At 73.6% G+C, this 18,751-nt stretch carries 11 protein-coding genes and 2 pseudogenes; 6 read left to right on the forward strand and 7 right to left on the reverse strand.

Annotated features, from left to right (window positions below):
* Positions 1-157 precede the first annotated feature (157 nt).
* The 5 genes from WAB14_RS00965 to WAB14_RS00985 form a co-directional block, all read right to left on the reverse strand.
* On the reverse strand, positions 158-1,372 hold the full coding sequence (locus WAB14_RS00965; protein ID WP_340266510.1) for a cysteine desulfurase-like protein: 1,215 nt from the start codon (positions 1,370-1,372) through the stop codon (positions 158-160).
* A gap of 40 nt (positions 1,373-1,412) precedes the next feature.
* Positions 1,413-3,500 carry a caspase, EACC1-associated type gene (locus tag WAB14_RS00970; RefSeq protein WP_340266512.1) on the reverse strand — a complete coding sequence of 696 codons (2,088 nt, stop codon included), beginning with the start codon at positions 3,498-3,500 and terminating at the stop codon, positions 1,413-1,415.
* Entirely contained in the window at positions 3,466-3,846 is a 381-nt protein-coding gene (locus WAB14_RS00975) for a hypothetical protein (RefSeq protein ID WP_340266513.1), read from the reverse strand. The genes WAB14_RS00970 and WAB14_RS00975 overlap by 35 nt, the downstream gene beginning before the upstream one ends.
* 240 nt (positions 3,847-4,086) lie before the next feature.
* Positions 4,087-6,435, reverse strand: coding sequence for a putative bifunctional diguanylate cyclase/phosphodiesterase (locus tag WAB14_RS00980; protein ID WP_340266514.1), 2,349 nt, complete (start codon positions 6,433-6,435; stop codon positions 4,087-4,089).
* 100 nt (positions 6,436-6,535) lie between these two features.
* Positions 6,536-7,654 (reverse strand): helix-turn-helix transcriptional regulator, encoded by a 1,119-nt coding sequence (locus tag WAB14_RS00985; protein ID WP_340266515.1) that lies wholly within the window; start codon positions 7,652-7,654, stop codon positions 6,536-6,538.
* 184 nt (positions 7,655-7,838) lie between these two features.
* Here WAB14_RS00985 and WAB14_RS00990 point away from each other — a divergent pair, with 184 nt between their 5' ends.
* The 6 genes and pseudogenes from WAB14_RS00990 (at position 7,839) to WAB14_RS01015 (ending at position 16,037) form a co-directional block, all read left to right on the forward strand.
* Positions 7,839-9,245: an FAD-binding oxidoreductase gene (locus WAB14_RS00990; RefSeq protein ID WP_340266516.1), complete on the forward strand. Its 1,407-nt coding sequence runs from the start codon at positions 7,839-7,841 to the stop codon at positions 9,243-9,245.
* Between the two features lie 143 nt (positions 9,246-9,388).
* Entirely contained in the window at positions 9,389-10,480 is a 1,092-nt protein-coding gene (locus WAB14_RS00995) for an endonuclease/exonuclease/phosphatase family protein (RefSeq protein ID WP_340266518.1), read from the forward strand.
* Positions 10,481-10,513: 33 nt separating this feature from the next.
* The gene (locus WAB14_RS01000) at positions 10,514-10,765 is read left to right on the forward strand and encodes a hypothetical protein (protein ID WP_340266520.1); all 252 of its coding nucleotides are present in this window, start codon (positions 10,514-10,516) and stop codon (positions 10,763-10,765) included.
* Positions 10,762-11,193 carry a TA system VapC family ribonuclease toxin gene (locus tag WAB14_RS01005; protein WP_340266522.1) on the forward strand — a complete coding sequence of 144 codons (432 nt, stop codon included), beginning with the start codon at positions 10,762-10,764 and terminating at the stop codon, positions 11,191-11,193. Before WAB14_RS01000 ends, WAB14_RS01005 begins: the two co-directional genes overlap by 4 nt.
* A 21-nt stretch (positions 11,194-11,214) precedes the next feature.
* Complete coding sequence (locus tag WAB14_RS01010; protein ID WP_340266523.1) at positions 11,215-14,484, forward strand: S41 family peptidase; 3,270 nt, start codon at positions 11,215-11,217, stop codon at positions 14,482-14,484.
* Between the two features lie 270 nt (positions 14,485-14,754).
* Positions 14,755-16,037: pseudogene (locus WAB14_RS01015) on the forward strand (IS110 family RNA-guided transposase).
* Between the two features lie 36 nt (positions 16,038-16,073).
* Here the strand turns inward: WAB14_RS01015 and WAB14_RS18200 are convergent.
* Together WAB14_RS18200 and WAB14_RS01030 are read right to left on the reverse strand one after the other, a co-directional pair.
* Positions 16,074-17,679, reverse strand: a pseudogene (locus tag WAB14_RS18200) (IS1634 family transposase).
* Between the two features lie 156 nt (positions 17,680-17,835).
* Positions 17,836-18,708 carry a hypothetical protein gene (locus WAB14_RS01030; RefSeq protein WP_340266525.1) on the reverse strand — a complete coding sequence of 291 codons (873 nt, stop codon included), beginning with the start codon at positions 18,706-18,708 and terminating at the stop codon, positions 17,836-17,838.
* Between the last annotated feature and the right edge of the window lie 43 nt (positions 18,709-18,751).

The raw sequence follows: 18,751 nt of genomic DNA on the forward strand, positions 1-18,751 counted from the left end.
GTGCCTCACCGCGTCAACCGCGCCTGACAGTTGTCCACAGGCAACATGAACAGCCCCTGACCAGCATGTACGGAGCGGGACCGACCCCTCACGAGCAGTGGTCGGTGCCGCATCGTGCGGTCGTCGGCGAGCGACCCGAGCCCGTGCGGCGCGGATCTCAGGGGTGGCAGTCCGCCAGCGCGTCCAGGAGCCGGTCGACGTCGCCGTCGTCGGTGTACGGCGCCGTTCCGATCCGCAGTCCGCCCTCGTCGCCGAGCCCGAGCCAGCAGCTGGTCTCGATGGCGTACATGTGGCCCGCCGTCGTCGCGACCCCGCGCTCGGCCAGTGCGTGCATGAGGGCGGTGGGCTGGATCGCCGACGACGTGCAGAGGAGCGTCGGAGTCCGCAGCTTCGCCCTCGACCAGACGGTGAAACCCAGGTCGACGAGTCCCGCCTCGATCCGCTCGCGGAGCCGGTCCTCGTGCGCCTCGACGGCACTCAGCCCGGCCACCAGCCGGTCACGGCGGGTGGCGTCTGCGGACGGCACCACGCCTGCGAGGAGGTCGACGGCCGCCGTCGTCCCGGCCAGCAGCTCGTACGGGAGCGTCCCCAGCTCGAAACGCTCGGGGACGGCGTCGGAGCTCGGCAGCAGCTTGTCCGGGCGCAACGACTCCAGCAGGTCCGCCCGGCCCGTGAGCACGCCACAGTGCGGGCCCAGGAACTTGTACGGCGAGCAGACGAACGAGTCGGCGCCCGTCGCGGCCACGTCGACCGACGCGTGGGCGGCGAGGTGCACCCCGTCGACGTGCAGGAGCGCGCCGACCTCGTGCGCGGTCGCGGCGATCGCAGGCAGGTCCGGTCGGGTGCCGATGAGGTTCGACGCGCCGGTGACGGCGACGACGCGTGTCCGCGGGCCGACGACCGCCGCGACGTCGGCGGGGTCGAGCTCGCCCGTCATCGGGTCGAACGGCACCCACCGCGCCAGCGCCCCGACGGCCTCGGCGGCGAGCACCCACGGCCGGACGTTCGCGTCGTGGTCCAGCCTGGTGACGACGACCTCGTCGCCCGGCGCCCACCCGCGGGACAGCGTCCGCGCGAGCTGGAACGTCAGCTCGGTGGCGCTGCGGCCGAACACGACCGTGTCCGCGCTCGTCCCGAGCAGGTCCCCCACGGCGTCGCGCGCGGCGAGGGTGATCGCGTCGGCGTTCCTCGCGGCGACCGTGTGGGTCCCGCGGTTCGACAGCGGCGCGAGCAGCGCGTCGTGGACGGCGTCGGCGACCACGTCCGGGGTCTGGGTGCCGCCGGGTCCGTCGAAGTACGCCGTGCCGTCGGCGAGCTGGGGGAAGTGCCGCCGGAGCGCGGCGACGTCGAGCGCGGTCGGGAGCTCGTCCACGCCGGCATCGTGCCAGCCGCGGGGGACGCGACCGCGGGGCTCACGCCCAGATGTGGACCGTCTTGTCCGAGCTGCTGCTCGCGAGCTCTCGCCCGTCGGGGGAGAACGCGACGGACAGCACCCAGCCCTGGTGCTTCGTCAGCGCGCCCAGGCGGTTGCCCGCGGTGTCCCACAGCCTGACGCTGCGGTCGTCGGACCCAGTTGCGACGAATCCGGCGCGGGGGTGGAACGCGACGCCGCGCACCCAGTTGTCGTGCGCCTTGGTCTCGAGCCGCTGCTCACCTGTCCTCGCGTCCCACAGCCGGAGGGTCCCGTCGGAACCGCCCGTCACGAGCACACGCCCGTGCGGTGAGAACGCGACGGACATTGCCTTGCCGTACGGCCTCGACGCCTCCGTCAGGCGGGTCACCGCCCCGCCGGGGACCCCCACGAGGCGCGACTCGGTGCCGCCGCCCACCACGGCCAGGGTCGAGCCGTCGGGGGAGAAGGCGAGCGACGTCGCGCCCATCGCGGAGCGGTGGGTGTGGAGGTCGAGGCGCTCCCGGGTGCGCCAGCGCCACAGACCGACCTTGCCGTCGGCGGTGGCGACGGCGAGGCGCTCCCCGTCGGGGGAGAAGGCGATGGCGTTCGCCGGGCTGCCCGACTCGCAGACGAGGCTCTGGCGCTCCCCGTTCGAGGTGGCCCACACGGCGACGGACCCGTCGGTCGCGCCCGTCGCGACCACGTCGAAGGACGCCGTCGCGTCGAGGGCGCGCACCTCGATGAAGGTGCCGCTCGCGGCGTCGATGCTGCGGGTCTGCGCGCCGGTCGCCGGGTCCCAGAACCGGACGGTCCGGTCGTCGCCGCACGTCACGAGCACGCGGCCATCGGGGGACCACAGGACGCGGCTCACCTTGCTGTTGAACCCGCGGAGGCCCCGGTGACCGGTCAGGACGCGCCTCGACGCCGTCGGCAGGGGCGGGACGGCCGGTGCGGGTCGCGGACGCGGCGCGGGTGCTTCCACGGGTTCCGGCATGGCGGCCGGCGCTGGAGCAGGTGGGGGATCGGGCTGCGGCGGGGCGACGGTCTCCGGTGGCCTCTCGACGGGGACGGCCGTCGGCTCCGGAGCAGTCGTGACGCCGAGCAGCTCCCGGGCGACGGACGCCACGCGGGGGATGTCCTCCGCCGCCGTCCTCTCCAGCTGCTCACGCGCGGTGACCTGCCGGCCGGGGTCGTCGCCGGTGAGCCACGCGCCGAGCTCGCGCACCGCGCCCGCCCGCACGTTCGGGTGCGGGTTCTCCAGGGCCGCGCGCAGGGAGTCCGGCAGCGGCTCGGCCTCGACCGGCCGCCCCGCGCGGCTGCGCGCGAGGACGATGTGCCCCTCGCCGTGGGCGACGGAACGCTGCGGGGTCTGCGCGGCGCCCGCGGCGCGGACCTGCTGGTAGGCGTAGGTGTAGAGCTCGTCGACGGTGATGTGCCCGTCGCCGTCGCGGTCGGCGGCGCCGTCGCGCAGACCCTCGAGGAGCGCCGTGGTGAACACGGACCCGGGTGGGGTGTCGCCGGGGTGGGCGTCGGCGTCGTCGAGGGACTCGAAGGAGTACTCCGTGGCGCTCGACGCGGTGAGGACCACCTGCCCGCGGCCGGGCTGCCCCACGAGGGTGTCGAGGCCGACGTCGGTGCTGCCCTTGGCGCCGCGCCCGAAGGCCCCGCTGAAGCAGCAGTCGAGGATGACGACCTGCCGCCGCGCGCGGCACTCGACGAGCCGGTCGTGTACCCAGTCGGACGAGACACCGGTCGAGGCGAGCCGTGCCTTGACGGTGTCGGTCGTGGCGAAGTGCAGCCGCCGCCGCGCGTCGGTGACGCCGTGGCACGAGACGTACAGGAGCGCGACGTCGCCGGGGGAGCACGACAGCGCGAAGTCCTCGATGGCGACGCGGACGTCGTGCGCGGGCCGGTCGAGGACCGTGGTGACGTCGAACGCGCCGACCTCCGGGTCCGCGAGCAGCTGGGCGAGGTCGGCGGCGTCGGTCGCCGGGGCGCGGAGCGCGTCCAGGGTCGTGTCGGAGTAGCTCGTGGTCGCGACCACGAGCGCCTTCCGGGCGCCTGCCGGCAGGTCAGGCGCGGGCAGCCTGACGTTCAAGCCACTCATCGATGAGCCTCTGCTGCTGGGTGTCGTCGAGGCCCGTCACCTTGAGGGTGTCGTCCCCGAGCACGATCTCCACGCTGCGCCCGGGCGGGCTCGCCCACGCGGCGATCCGCCGCACGAGCGCCTTCAGCGCCGTCGGTCCGAGCTGGACGGCGAGCCAGCCGGCCGCGGCTGTCACGCCCTTCGCGCCCTCGGGGGCACTGTCGGCCTCGACGGGGTCGACCGCGTCGACGTCGAGGTCGAGCAGGTCCTGCCGTAGGAGGTGGACGAGCTCGGCGAGCTCCTCGGCGTCACCGTCCGGTGGTCCCTCGACGTGGACGAGCACGCCGTCCTGGGCGTCGTCGGCCATGGGTGTCCCGCCTTCCATGTCACCGGTCGGTCACGGTCAGGAGCAGTCTGCCCCGTGCCGCGATACCTCGACGTGCGGACGGATGGATCCGAATCGTGGTCCTCGGTGCCGTTACCCGTCGCGAGGCAGCTGCAGCCGCACCGACGCCAGTGACGAGACGGTCACCTCACCCGCACGGCGCCCGGCGCGTAGAGTCGCCGCTCGTCCTGGCCGACCCGCCGTAGGGACCGGGCATGGTGATCAGCCCGTGACCTCGGCCGTTGCCGCACGGGGAGCGGGCGGCGCGCCTGGGGTCGCCCGTCGGCCGCGGCCGTCGAGCCACGATCCGACCTGGTCCGCGCTCATGGGACGTGCCAGGTGGAAACCCTGCACGACGTCGCACCCCAGGCCGGTGAGCGCGCTGAGCGTGGCCTCGTCCTCGACCCCCTCGGCCACTACCGCGAGTCCGAGGTTGTGCCCGAGGTCGATCGAGGACCGGACGAGAACCTGGTCGCCGCTGTTCTGCAGCATCTCGAGGACGAACGAGCGGTCGATCTTCAGCTCGTCGACCGGGAGCCGCTTGAGGTAGGCCATCGACGAGTACCCGGTGCCGAAGTCGTCGATGGACAGCGATACCCCGAGCTCCCGCAGGGCGAGGAGGACGTCGAGGGCGCGTGCGGGGTCCGACATGATCGTGCTCTCGGTGATCTCGAGGCGGATGAGCCCGGAGGGCACCCCGTGGCGGGACAGGATCTCCGCCACCGTGCCGGCGAAGCCGCTCTCGAGCAGGCAGCGCGGTGAGAGGTTCACCGCGATCTGCAGCGGTCGTTGCTCGTCGAGCCAGCGCCTCGCCTGCGCGATGGCGAGCTCGAGCGTGCGGACGGTCAGGGGGACTATGAGGCCGGTCCCCTCCGCGACGGGGACGAACTCCGCCGGCGTGACGAGCCCGCGGGTGGGGTGCGCCCAGCGGACGAGCGCCTCGACGCCCCGCACCTCGTCGGCGGCGACGTCGACCTTCGGCTGGTAGGTGAGGTAGAGCTCGCCCTCCTGGAGCGCCCGGCGCAGGTCGGCGAGCAGAGCGAGGCGGGTGGGGGTGTTGACGTCGAGGTCCTGGTCGTAGAGGACGGCCCCGCCGCGTGTCTCCTTCGCGGCGTACATCGCGACGTCGGCCGCGCGCAGGAGCGCCTGCTCGTCGCGACCGTGGTGCGGGGCGAGGGCGATACCCAGACTCGCCTCCACGGCCAGGCGGACGCCGTCGACGACGAACGGTCCCTGCAGCGCGTCCAGGCAACGACGCGCGAGGGTCAGGGCGCCCTCACGGCCGTCGACGTCGCTGAGGAGGACGGCGAACTCGTCGCCGCCCAGACGGGCCACGGTGTCGACGTCGCGGACGGTGGCGCGGAGTCGGTCGGCGACCTGCTTGAGCAGGACGTCGCCGTACCCGTGACCGAGAGTGTCATTGACCTCCTTGAACCGGTCGAGGTCGATGAGGAGCACGGCGAGCGTCGTCCCGCGTCGCCGGGCGTGCAGGAGCTGCTGGGCGATGCGCTCGCCGAGCAGGCGGCGGTTCGGCAGCCCGGTGAGCTCGTCGGACAGGCTCGCCCGACGAACCTGTCGCTGGCTCAACCTCAGGTGGACCCCGGCGAGGCCGAGGAGGAGCACGGCGGCCACGGCCATCGTCACGGTCGCTGGGCGGAGCACCGCCTGCCACGGATTCGCGTGGCTCGTGGCGACCGTCACGACAGCCCACTCGTTGACGTTGTCGGGGTCTCGCGGCAGGACTGCGACTGCGGCCGGCAGGTCGTCGAGCTGGCTCGAACCTCTTACGGCCGTCCGGACCAGCTCGCGCACCGCAACCGGGTCGGCAGTCCCGAAGGGCGATGCACCCCGTCCGTCCGTCAGCACGACCTCCCCGGACGGCAGGTCGACGATGGCGCTGCGGATCCCCGACCGGCGCGCGTCCTCGCTGACAGGGCGGAAGCTGTCGAGCGCGACCTCGAAGTGGACGAGACCCCACGCGCGACCGGCTGCGGTCACCAGCGGCGTCGAGTTAGAGATCACCATGACGTCCGTGTCCGGGGACCGGTAGGGCGCGGCCTGGTGCACCCGATCCGCCGAGAGCGCCATCGTCGGTGCGAAGAAGGGTGCGGAGGCTTCCTCCGTCGACAGCTCGGCGGCCGGGGCGACCTCTTCCTCGACGACCCGGGCGAGCTCGGTCCCTGAGGCGTCGATGAGGCACGCCTCGCTGATACGTCCGGGATACAGCCGCTCGAGGTAGGCGAGGGCCGCGGCCGCCTCGCCACCCAGCTCGACCGCTTCGTCATCCTGGGGAGCATCAGGACCGGGTTCGAAACGGCGGAAGGCGGAGTCCTGCGCGAGGAGCAGGTTGAGGCTCCGTGCGCGGTCGAAGTACTCCGCCAGCTCGCCAGCCTGCGAGGTGGCCTCGACGGCGAGAGCGGCGTCCAGGTCGGTGCGCGCGCTCTGCCGTGCCGCGTGCACCGCACTGACGACGGCAATCACCAGCAGGGCGAGGCCGCCGAGCAGCGAGACCGTTCGGAGGAACTCGGTACGGCGCCAGGGACGCGTGCTCGCGTGACGGAGGGCTCGCACCCGCTTCTCCTGTCGACGTCGCCGCCCGGTGCGTCCCCGGGTTCGAAGGTGGATCGACCGGGGCGGTCGCCCGCTTGAGCCTTCCCACCCCGTTACACCCCTACCCCCACGCCTCAGACGCCTCGGTGCGCATCCGCGGCACGTACTGGTCGAAGTAGATCCGCGCGATGAGCTCGCGGCGGCTGCGCACCCCGGCCTTGTCGAAGACCGCCTTCAGGTGGTCCTGCACCGTCCACGACGACAGGTGCAGGCTCGTCCCGATCTCCTTCGTGTCCATGCCCCGGAGCACGAGCTGCGTGACGTCCCGCTCCCGCGGTGTCAGGCCGAACGCCGACACGACGAGGGGCACGATCTCCGGCGGGCGGGCCTCGTCGATCGTCACCACGACGTCGCCCACCGCACCGTCCGGCCCGCACATCGGCGAGGCGTGGAGCACGTGCCACATGCCCGAGCGCGAGCGCACCCGCGCCCGCGGCGGCAGGTCGACGAGACCCTGCGCGAACCGGCGCGACGCCCCCACCAGCGAGCTGATCATCCCGTCCGCCTCGGGCGTCGTGATGGTGCCGAGCAGGTCGGCGACGCGTTCGGCCGCCCCGTGGCTGTACTGCTTCACGTGCCCGTCCGGTCCGATGACGATGACGGCCGGGCCCGCCGTCCCGCGCAGCGTCTCGTCCGCGGTCCGTGCGAGCAGACCGCCGCGGATGCCCGCCGACAGTGCGGGCGACAGGGCCCGGGCGAGCGCGACGTCGTCGGCGTCGAAGTCCCCACCCGTCGGGTCGCGGAACAGCGCGAGGCCCGCCCACACCTGCTGCCGGTCCCGCGCGATGACCCTCAGCTCGTCGGAGTAGCCGTAGTACGGCGTCATGAACTCCTGCACCCGCCGGGTCGCCTCCGGCTCGTCGCGTCGCACCGCGCTCACCGCGACGGCCGGGTCCTCGGCGCGGGCGAGGTCGCGGAAGCTCGTCGTGTCCGCCTGCCCGTACTCCAGCAGACCCCACTCGTGGTCGAGCTCGTCGCGCCCGCGCAGGTCCCCGAACTTGTACGTGCCGGTCAGGAGGTGCGTGGCGGGGTCGACCGTGCCGACGCACGCCCCGACGTAGGGCAGCGCCCGCGACAGCGACTCCAGCGCCTCCGAGAGGAACGTCTCGAGGTCGAGCCCGGCGCGCGCGACCACCTCGACGTCCCGCAGCACACGCTGCGCCGCCAGACCGGTCGTCATGCGACGGAGTGTGACGCCGCCGGGGCCGCCGGCGCCATCCCCAGATTGCTGGGGGACGGCGTCCTCCCAGGTCAGCGGGCCGCGAACCTCCCTGCCCGCGGGGATGGGGTATCAGGACGGCGGGTCGCAGGCTCATGGCACGAGCGGTCCGACCCGAGGCCGCCCCGTCCGACCTGGAGACCCCGTGTCGATCACCACCACCCCGACCACGCCCACGACCACCGCTGCGGCCGAGCTTGCGCTGCGCCACGAGCTCGGCGACCTCGTCCGCCTCCCGATGGACGACGACTACGACGTCGTCCGGACGCCCTGGAACGTCGCCGTCGCCCAGCGACCGGCGGCGGTCTCCGTCCCCACGAGCGCCGACGACGTCGTCCGCGTCGTCCGGGCGGCCGCCCGCCACGGCCTCCGCGTCGCCCCGCAGGGGACCGGCCACGGTGCCGGTGCCCGCGACACCGACCTGTCGCGGACCGTCCTCGTCCGCACGACCGCGATGCGCGACGTCAGCGTCGACCTCACGACCCGCACCGTCCGCGTCGGCGCCGGCGCGATCTGGGACGACGTCGTGCCGGTCGTCGCGGAGCACGGCCTCGCGGTGCTCCACGGGTCCTCCCCGGACGTCGGCGTCGTCGGCTACACCCTCGGCGGCGGCATCGGCTGGTACGCCCGCGCCCACGGGCTGTCGGCGAACCACGTCCGCGCCGTCGAGCTCGTCACGGCCGAGGGGGAGCTCGTGCGCGCCTCCGCGGAGGAGCACACCGACCTCTTCTGGGCGGTGCGCGGGGGCGGCGGCAGCTTCGGCGTCGTCACGGCGATCGAGCTCGAGCTGCTCCCGATCGCGGACGCGTACGCCGGGATGCTGCTGTGGGACGGCTCGCGCGCCGACGAGGTCGTGCGCACGTGGGCGCGCTGGACGCACGACCTGCCCGAGGACACGACGACGTCGTGCCGGATCCTCCGTCTGCCGCCGCTGCCGGAGCTGCCGCCGTTCCTCTCCGGGCGGACCGTCGTCGTGGTCGACGGGGCAGTGCTCGGCGACGACGCGACCGGTGCCGCGCGGATCGCGGCGCTACGGGCGCTCGAGCCGGAGATGGACACGTTCGCCCGCACGCCGGCTGCCGCGCTCAGCCGCCTCCACATGGACCCGGAGGGCCCGACGCCGTCCGTCGGCGGCTCGCTCACGCTCGACGGGCTCGACGACGCGACTGTCGACGCGTTCCTCGGCGCCGTGGGGCCGGACGTGCCGTGCGCCCTGCTCGTGTCCGAGCTCCGTCACCTCGGCGGAGCGCTCGCGCGACGGGCCCGGGACGGGGGTGCGCTCGACCACCTGCCGTTCGGCTACCTCGCGTTCTTCGTCGCGGTCGCGCCGACCCCCGAGGTCGCCGCGCTGGGCGCGGCCGACGTCGCCCGCGTGCGCGAGGCGCTCGGGCAGCTCTCGACCGGGCGTGAGCTCCTCAACTTCGCCGAGGGGCCGGTCGACGCCTCGACGGCGTTCGACGCGGCAGCGTGGGAGCGGCTGCGCGCGGTGCGTCGCTCGGTCGACCCGACCGGTCTCTTCGCGCCGACGAACGAGGTGCCTGTCGGGGCCTGAGCGCGACGCTGCGTCACCGGCGGGTCGCCAGCAGCGGCGACCGCCGGTGTCGCGCCCCGTTGTGTCGCGACCTGTCCCCATGATCGGTCGTGACGCCTACGATCCGTCCGCAGGCGCAGGTCCGACCAACGGAGGTAGGCCCCATGCACACGACCACGTCCCGTCACGGTGGACGGCGCCGGTGGGCGCTCACCGTCCTCGTCGCCGCGCTCCTCGCCGTCGTACCGACGGTGCCGGCGCAGGCGGCGCCGGACCGCGACCCGGACCTCGTCGTCATGAGCCGCAACCTCTACCTCGGCTCCACCCTCACGCCGGCGCTCACGGCGACGAGCCAGCAGGGCTTCGTCGCCGCGGTCGCCCAGATCTACGCGACGGCCCAGTTCACCGACTTCCCCGCGCGCGCCGAGGCCATCGCCGACGAGATCGAAGCGACGTCGCCGGACCTCGTCGGGCTGCAGGAGGTGACGCGCTGGACCACCTCGGGCCTCAACCCGCCGCCGGGGTACGACTTCCTCGCGATCCTCCAGGCGGCGCTCGACGCCCGCGGTCTCGACTACACGGTCGCGGCGACGGTCGACAACGCCTCGATCGGGCCGGCGCCCCTCGCCCTGCCCGGGTGCGTGCAGCCCGGTCCGACGATCACGTGCGCCGTCCAGCTCGACGACCGCGACGTCATCCTCGTCAACGACGACACCCCGGGCCTCACGTGGAGCAACCCCCGGTCCGGCCGCTACGACGCGCAGGCCCTCGTGCCGTCGCCCGTCGGGGCGCTGTCGTTCGACCGCGGCTGGGTGAGCATCGACGCGCGCCTCGACGGTCAGCCGTTCCGCTTCGTCAACACCCACCTCGAGACCGAGGCGTTCCCCGCCGTCCAGGAGGCGCAGGCCGCGGAGTTCCTCGCGGGTCCGGCGAAGGGCGGCACGGTGATCGCGGTCGGCGACTTCAACTCCGCCGCCGACGGGTCGACGACCACGTCGTACGCGCAGCTGACGGCGCCCGGGAAGTTCCGGGACGTGTGGGACGAGGCCGCTCTGGGTGCCGGCGACACGTGCTGCCAGTCGAGCGCCCTCACCAACCCGGTGTCGCAGCTGCGCTCGCGCATCGACCTCGTCCTCGTCCGGGGCGCCGCACGCGCTACCGGCGACGCGCAGCTGGTCGGCGACACGCCGTTCCGGGCGGTCCCACCGTTCTGGGCGTCCGACCATGCGGGCGTCGTGGCCGGGCTCCGGCTGTAGGCGGCCGCATGGCGATGCTCTAGCATCAGATGCGTGCGCACCACGCTGGCCATCGACGACGACGTGCTGGCCGCCGCACGCGAGCGCGCCCGTCGTGAGGGCCGTCCCATCGGGGCCGTGATCAGCGATCTGGCACGACAGGCGCTCACGGGCAGCAGCGGTACGGCGGAGTCGGAGGCGGAGGGGACGCCTCGCCACACAGGACCGTTCCGGCCGTTCCCGTCGCGTGGGCGCGTGGTGAGCAACGAGCTCATCGACGCTCTCCGCGAGCAGGAGGGGGTGTGAGGGCGCTCCTCGACGTCAACGTCCTCCTCGCCCTCTTCGACCCCGACCACGTCGACCATCGCGCTGCCCAGGCTTTCGCGACCGGTCTCGACGACGGGTGGGCCTCGTGCCCGCTGACGCAGAACGGCTTCCTCCGCATCGTCAGCCAGCCGCGGTACCCGTCTCCCGTTCCCGTCGCCGAGGCCGCAGCCCGCCTCGCGGAGGCGGCCGCGGACGGGGGCCACGAGTTCTGGCCGGACGACGTCAGCCTGCTCGACCGCACGCTGATCGAGCGACGGGTGCTCCTCGGGTCGCGGCAGATCACCGACGCCTATCTCCTGGCGCTCGCGACACGGCGGGGCGGACGCCTCGTCACGTTCGACCAGGGCATCTCGCTCGCCGCGGTGACCGGGGCGACCGAGGCGAATCTGGCCGTCGTCCCCACGTGACCGCGGCCTAGGGTCACGCGTGTGACCGTTCCGTCGTACCTCCGCTTCCCGTCCGTCGCCGGCGACGTCGTCGCCTTCGTCGCCGAGGACGACGTGTGGGCGTGCCCGCGCGACGGCGGCCGCGCGTGGCCGGTCACCGCCGACCGGGCGCCCGTCGCGTACACGCGGCTGTCGCCCGACGCGTCGACGGTGGCCTTCACCAGCCGACGGGAGGGCGTGCCCGAGGTGCACGTCGCGGGCCTCGACGGCGGCGGCGCCCGCCGCATCACGTGGTGGGGTGACGCGTTCACCCGCGTCCTCGGGTGGCTCGACGACACCCACGTCGTCGCCTGCACCGCGGCCGGGCAGATGGGCCGCGACGTCACGTGGGCGTACGCCGTGCCGGTCGACGGCGGGCCGGCGCGCCGCCTGCCGCTCGGCCCCGTCACCGGGTGGACGGTCCGAGGCGACGGCGCGTGCGTCGTGCAGACCGACGGCAACCGGCGCGGCGCCGCGGCGTGGAAGCGGTACCGGGGCGGCACCATCGGCCGGCTGTGGCTCGACCCCGACGGGTCGGGTCGGTTCGAGCGGGTCCTCGCCGGCCTCGACGGCCAGCTGGAGGACCCGGAGTGGGTGGGGGAGCGGCTCGCGTTCCTCTCGGACCACGAGGGCTGGGGCAACGTGTACTCCGTCGCCGCCGACGGCACCGACCTGCGCCGGCACACCGACCACGGTGACCGCTACGCCCGGGCGCTGTCCGGCGACGGGCAGCGGCTCGTCCACGCCGCCCACGGCGAGCTGTGGCTGCTCGACGACCTCTCCGCCGACTCGCAGCCGCAGCGGCTCGACGTCGTCCTGCCCGGCGCGCGCACGTCTCGTCGCCCCTCCGCCGTCCCCCTGCCCGACGGGCTCGCGGCGTTCGCCGTCGACCGCACCGGCCGCGCCGCCGCCGCCCTCGTCCGCGGCACCGTGCAGTGGCTCACGACCCGGGACGGGCCCGTGCGCGCCGTCGCGGACACCGCCGGTGTGCGGGTCCGCCTCCCGCGCGTGGTCCCGACGTCGGGCGCCGACGGGCCGGACCACGACCGCCCGCTCGTCCTGCGCGTGACCGACGCCGAGGGCGACGACGCGCTCGAGCTCGGACCCGTCGACGGGTCCGTCGAACCGCGTCGCTTCGCCGCGGGGCGCCTCGGTCGGGTCCTCGACCTCGCCGCGGCACCCGACGGACGCCGCGCCGCCGTCGCGACCCACGACGGTCGGGTGCTCGTCGTCGACCTCGCCGGAGCGGGTCAGGCGGAGCCCGTCGTCGTCGCGGACGGGCTCGTGAGCGACGCGACCGGGCTCGTGTTCTCCCCGGACTCCCGCTGGCTCGCGTGGTCGCACCCCGGCTCCTACCCGCTGCGCCAGATCCGCCTCGCCGAGCTCGGCGAGCCCGGGGACGCCCCCAGGGTCGTCGAGGCGACGCCGCTGCGGTTCGTCGACACGGAGCCGGTCTTCACCGACGACGGGCTCCACCTCGCGTTCCTGTCGGTGCGGACCTTCGACCCGGTCTACGACGCCATGGCCTTCGACATGGCGTTCGTCACCGCCCAGCGGCCGTACCTGCTGCCGCTCGCGGCGGGCACGCCGTCGCCGCTCGACCCGGCGCTCGACGGGCGCCCGGTCGCGCCCGCACCCGCTCCCGGGCAGCCGTCCGGTCCCGTCTCCCCTCCGCAGGTGCACGTCGACGCCGATGGGCTCCTGGCGCGCGCCGTGCCCCTGCCCGTGCCCGCCGGCCGCTTCGCCCACCTCCGCGCGGCCGGTCATGCTCTCCTGTGGCTCGAGCCGCCTCTCACGGGCGAGCTCGGCGAGTCCCGCGGCACACCCGACGAGGAGCCCAAGTCGCCGCTGCGCCGCTTCGACCTCCGCACCCACCGGGTCGACACCCTCGCCGAGGGGGTCCGCGACGCCCAGCTCTCCGGCGACGGGACCCGCGTCCTCGTCCGCGACGACGACGGCCTGCGGCTGCTGCCCACCGACCGGGTCGTGCCCGCCGACGACACCGAGGCCGTCGTCCGCGTCGACCTCGACCGCGTCCACGTCGTCGTCGACCCGAGCGCCATGTGGCGGCAGATGTTCGACGAGCAGGGCCGGCTCATGCGCGACCACTTCTGGGTCGAGGACATGGCCGGGGTCGACTGGGACGAGGTGCTGCGCCGGTACCGCCCGCTCGTCGACCGGGTCGCCACCCGCGACGACCTGTCGGAGGTGCTGTGGGAGACCGTCGGCGAGCTCGGCACCTCCCACGCGTACGAGACGCCGCCGGACCGGCCCTCGGAGCGCGCGGCACGGCTCGGCCACCTCGGCGCCGACCTCGCCCGCGACGACGACGGCCCCTGGCGCATCGAGCGGATCCTGCCCGGCGAGCCGAGCGTCGCCGCTGCACGGTCCCCGCTCCTCGCCCCCGGGGTCGGGGTCGCCGTCGGCGACGCCCTCGTCGCGGTCGACGGGCACCCGGTCGACGCGACGACGGGCCCCGGGCCGCTGTTCGTCGGGACCGCCTCACGACCGACCGAGCTGACCGTCGCGCCCGCAGACGGCGGGGACGTGCGACGCGTCGTCGTCGTGCCGCTGCCCGACGAGCGGCAGGTGCGCTACCACGACTGGGTCGCGGGACGTCGGCGCGCGGTCCACGAGGCGACCGGCTCGCGTGTCGGCTACCTCCACGTCCCCGACATGGTGGCGAGCGGCTGGGCGCAGCTGCACCGCGACCTCCACACCGAGCTGCGCCGCGACGGCCTGGTGCTCGACCTGCGGGCGAACGGCGGCGGTCACCTGTCGCAGCTCGTCCTCGAGAAGCTCGCACGGCGCATCGAGGCGCGGGGAGTGAGCCGGCACGCGCCGGAGGAGACGTGGCCGAGCGACGCCCCGCGCGGCCCGCTCGTGTGCGTGACGAACCAGTGGGCGGGCAGCGACGGCGACATCGGCACGGCGATGTTCCGGGCCCTCGGGCTGGGCCCGGTCGTCGGCATGCGGACGTGGGGCGGGGTCGTCGGGATCGACGGGCGCTACTCCCTCGTCGACGGCACCCGCGTCACGCAGCCCCGGTACGGATTCTGGACCCGGCGCGAGGGGTGGGGCATCGAGAACTACGGCGTCGACCCGGACGTCGAGGTGCCGCACCCGCCGCACGCGTGGGCCGCGGGCGAGGACCCGCAGCTCGACACCGCCGTGCGGCTCGTCCTCGAGGCGATGGAGACGGCGTCGCCGCTGGCGGAGCCGGACTGGCGGACCCGCCCCGACCGGCGGGCGCCGGAGCTGCCGCCGCGCTGACCTAATGAGAGCTACCGGATCCAGTCCTGGGGCAGGATCTGGTCCTGGTGGCCGCCTGCGGGTGAGCACTCCTCTGACCCGGACGCTGGTGAGTCCTTAAGTCAGATCGTGCCCCCGCGGGTGGGTCGGGAAGGGTGATCGCTGATGGGATGTCGTGCCCGCTGCGGGTTGGCGTGAGCACTTGATCATTAGGTTGCCGGGTTCCTTCCCGCTGCTGCCGGACTCCAGTGATGCAGTCGATGAGCGAGGCGGAGATGGGAGCTGGTGCGGGTGCTGTTCGTGGGCGACGACTGGGCTGAGGACCACCATGACGTGGAGGTGATGGACGCCTCCGGGCGCCGGCTGGCCCGGGCGCGGCTGGAGGAGGGCATCGGGGGAATGGCGCGGCTGCACGCGCTGATCGGCCAGTTCGTCGATGACGACGAGGACGAGGGTCAGGCGAACGCGCACGGCGAGGAGGGTGAGCCCGATGCGCTGGAGGGGTCGGGGCCGGTGGTGCTGGTGGGGATCGAGACCGACCGGGGGCCGTGGGTGCAGGCGCTGATCGCGGCGGGGTATCGGGTGTTCCCGATCAACCCGCTGCAGGTGGCCCGCTACCGGGAGCGGCACAGCGTGTCGGGGGCGAAGAGCGATCCCGGGGACGCGCACGTGCTGGCCGACATGGTCCGCACCGATGCGCACCAGCTGCGCCAGGCGGCCGGGGACAGCGACCTGGCGCAGGCGGTGAAGGTGGTGTCCCGGGCGCACAAGAACCTGATCTGGGAGCGGACCCGGCATGTTCAGCGGCTGCGGCACGCCCTGCGGGACTACTTCCCGGCCGCGCTGGCCGCCTTCGACGACCTGGCCGCCGCGGACGCCCTGGAGCTGCTGGCCAAGGCCCCGGACCCGGCCTCGGCGGCCCGGCTGAGCACCGCGCAGATCATGGCGGCGCTGAAGCGCGCGGGCCGCCGCGGCCGCGACCGGCGGGCGGCGGCGATCCAGGCCGCGCTGCGGTCGCCGCAGCTGGGCCGGGCGCCGCTGGTCAACGGCGCCTACGCCGCGACCGTGCGCGCGCAGGCCGCGATCCTGGGCGTCCTCGCCGAGCAGATCGAGATCATGGAAGCCGAGGTGCAGGCCCATTTTGGCCGGCACCCGGACGCTGAGATCTACACCAGCCAGCCCGGCCTCGGTGTCGTCCTCGGCGCCCGGGTGCTCGCCGAGTTCGGGGACGACCCCGACCGCTACGCCGACGCCCGCGCCCGCAAGAACTACGCCGGCACGTCCCCGATCACCCGCGCCTCCGGCCGCAAGCGGGTCGTCATGGCCCGCTACATCCACAACGACCGGCTCATCGACGCCGTCGCCCAGCAGGCCTTCTGCGCCACCAACACCTCATCGGGCGCCCGCGCCTACTACGACCGGCAGCGGGCCCGCGGCATCGGCCACCGCGGCGCCCTCCGCCAACTCGCCAACCGCCTCGTCGGGATCCTCCACGGCTGCCTCAAGACCCACACCCCCTACGACGAGGCCACGCCTGGGCCCACCACATCCAAGATCAACAAGCCGCGGCTTGACACCACTACGCCATGGGATGTCTGACTCGTGCCGATTTAGTGTGTCGGCCGCTCGATCCCGAGGGCGTCGATGATGTTGGCGGCGGTGTCGGTGAGTGGGTCGCTGGCGGTGTGTTCGTGGCCGCCGATGGTGACGGTGATCTGCTGCAGCGGGCGTAGGGCCTGGATGACCTTCCTCACGCTCATGCCGGTGGTGTCTTGCAGGTAGCGGGCGACGGCGAGAGCAGCGGTGACGATGGTGAGGTGGGCCTCGATGGCGTCGCGGTCGTGGTGGAACACCGGTCGGGCGCGTAGGTCGCTCTTGCTCATGCGGAAGGACGCCTCGACCTGCCACAGCGAGTGGTAGGAGCCGATCACCTCCGCGGCGGGCATGAGCGTGGCGGGCAGGTTGGTGACGTAGCCCTTCAACCCGACCAGCCGGCGGGCCCGGGCCAGGGCGGCCTCATCGAGGCTGACCGCACCGTTGGCGGTGGTGACGAACCGTGGGGTCCGGGTGGCTTTCTCCCCGGCGACGACGGCCTTGGCCCGGTTCTCCTGCAGGGTGAGGGTCCGCCCGTCGCGGGCGGCGCGCTTGGCGGAGTACGACCACACCGCCCGCCACGACCGCTCGTGCTCAGCGTGCGCGCCCGGGTCCCAGACCGGTTCGGCGCGCTTGCGCGGGTCGTTGCCGGCGCGGGCGGCGGCCGTCGCGGTCCTCGGGGTGATCCTCGGGGTGATGGTGTCGATGACCTGCCCGTCGCTGAACGCGTCGCCGTGCCAGCGGAAGTGCGAGGCGAGATCGACCGGTGCCTTCGTGACCCGGGAGCCGACGATGAAGCGGAGGTCCGCGGCGTGCAGCTCTCGTAGGTTCGTCGCCGACAGCATCCCCGCGTCCGCGACCACGACCATGTCCGCGACGTCGTGGCGGGCCTGGAAGGCGCGGATGACCGGCAGGATCGTGAGCGTCTCCGCCTTGTTGCCCTCGAACCCGACATCAGCACCAGCCGACCTCGAGCGGGAACCCGGCGCGGTCCACGAGCAGGCCGACGACGACCTGCGGGTCCACGCGGCGTTCCTTGGAGTACCCGACCCGGCGCAGGTCGTCTTCCTTCTCTGCCTCGAAGTACAAGGTGGTGACGTCGTACAGCACCAGCGACACGTCGCCGTGGGCGCTGGCGTGGGTGAAGCACGCCTTCGCGACTTGCCCGCGGTAGTCCCGCTCCTGGCAGCGGGCCAGGGACCGGAACATCGTGCGCAGCGACGCGCGCGGGACACCGAGCTCGTCGAGGACCCGCAGCGAGTCGGCCTTGCTGGTCGGCTCGACCAGCCGCGCCAGGACCAGCTGCTTGAACGCCTCGTCCGCGAGGACGTCGAAGCCGAGCCGGGCGTACGCGGTCGACAGCACATGCCACAACAACGCGCTGGACCGGGCGGTGATGACCGCCTGACCCGCCGGGACCGAGCCCACCGCGCCGGCGCTGAGGTCCAGCTCACCCTGCCCCGGCCTCGCCTCCCGGCGAGCGACCTCCAGCAGCGCCGCCAGCTCCTCGGGCGTGTGCGCGGAGCCCAGGTGCTTCAGCACCTTGTCACGCCCACCAACCCGCTCGGCGATCTGCACCGCCGTCGCCCCCGACGCCGTCCGGACCTTCCGAACGAACACCACCGGGCGAGGCTACCCACCGCTTAGTGTGTCGACGCCCGCCCGCCGAGCCCGCTGACCAGCGACGATCCCTCAGCAGCCTCCAAGATCACCGGAAGTGGCACGAGTCAGGGCTGACGCTGCCCGGGCGCCCGCGCACGCTTTCGCCACGCTTCCGCGTCAGGAGGAGGCATCGGGACTGTCAGGCTCGACGGTTGCCGCCGGCGCCGGGTCGTAAAGAACCTGCCATTGAGGCTGGTACGTCTTGCGGGTGTCGAGCAGGGCGGCCAGTTCGCCCAGTCGGTACTGCAGGCTCGCCAGGCGCTCGGACTCGGCCGCATCCGGCTCGTTCAGCGCTTCGTGAAAGTCCTCCAACCATGGAGCGAAGGCCGTGTCGAACTCAGCGACGAAGGACGCGTAACCAAGCATCGGCGTGCCGGAGCCGTCTGGGCGCAGCAACTCGGCGACGGCTCTCTGCTCTTCTCGCCACACCATGAAGCGCTTGTTGTCGAGATTGTCGTCACTCATTACTCGACCGATCTCGCGGAGAGCACCTGAAACGGAGCGGGTGGCCCCGGACGCCTCGAATGCCAGCATGTGGACGTCGTCATACAGGGACTCGACGACGCACCAGTACCTCGCGAAGCGGTAAAGGGTGCTGAGTCGAGCGGTCTTCGCGTGTCGCGAGTGCGGAGCCGGATGGACGTAGGCCTCAAGGAGGCGATCCGCTCTGATGTTGCGAATGCGCCGACCCAGGTCGAGTGTCGCGAGGAGTAGCGGCTCTCGGTGTCTGTCGAGCTCTCCGAGAGCACCCTGCCGTCGCTCCTCCGCGTTCCTGCGCCTTGTCAGTTCATCCTTGAGTCGCTCGAGTTCCCGGTTCTGCTCTCCCTTGACGGCCTCGAGCGACCGCTGTGCCTCCTCCGCCTTTGCTGCTGCACGCCTTGAGCCGATCAGGCCCACGACGGCGACCACCGCCGATCCCAGTGCGGCGACGACCGCGACCCCTGCCGACGCCAGGGCGCCGACGATCGCCGCTAGGACCTCAGGCTCCACGGCTCAATGGCACACCCCGGCCGTGGTCGAGTCAACGGCTTCA

The organism is Aquipuribacter nitratireducens (genome assembly GCF_037860835.1).
Lineage (GTDB): Bacteria > Actinomycetota > Actinomycetes > Actinomycetales > JBBAYJ01 > Aquipuribacter > Aquipuribacter nitratireducens.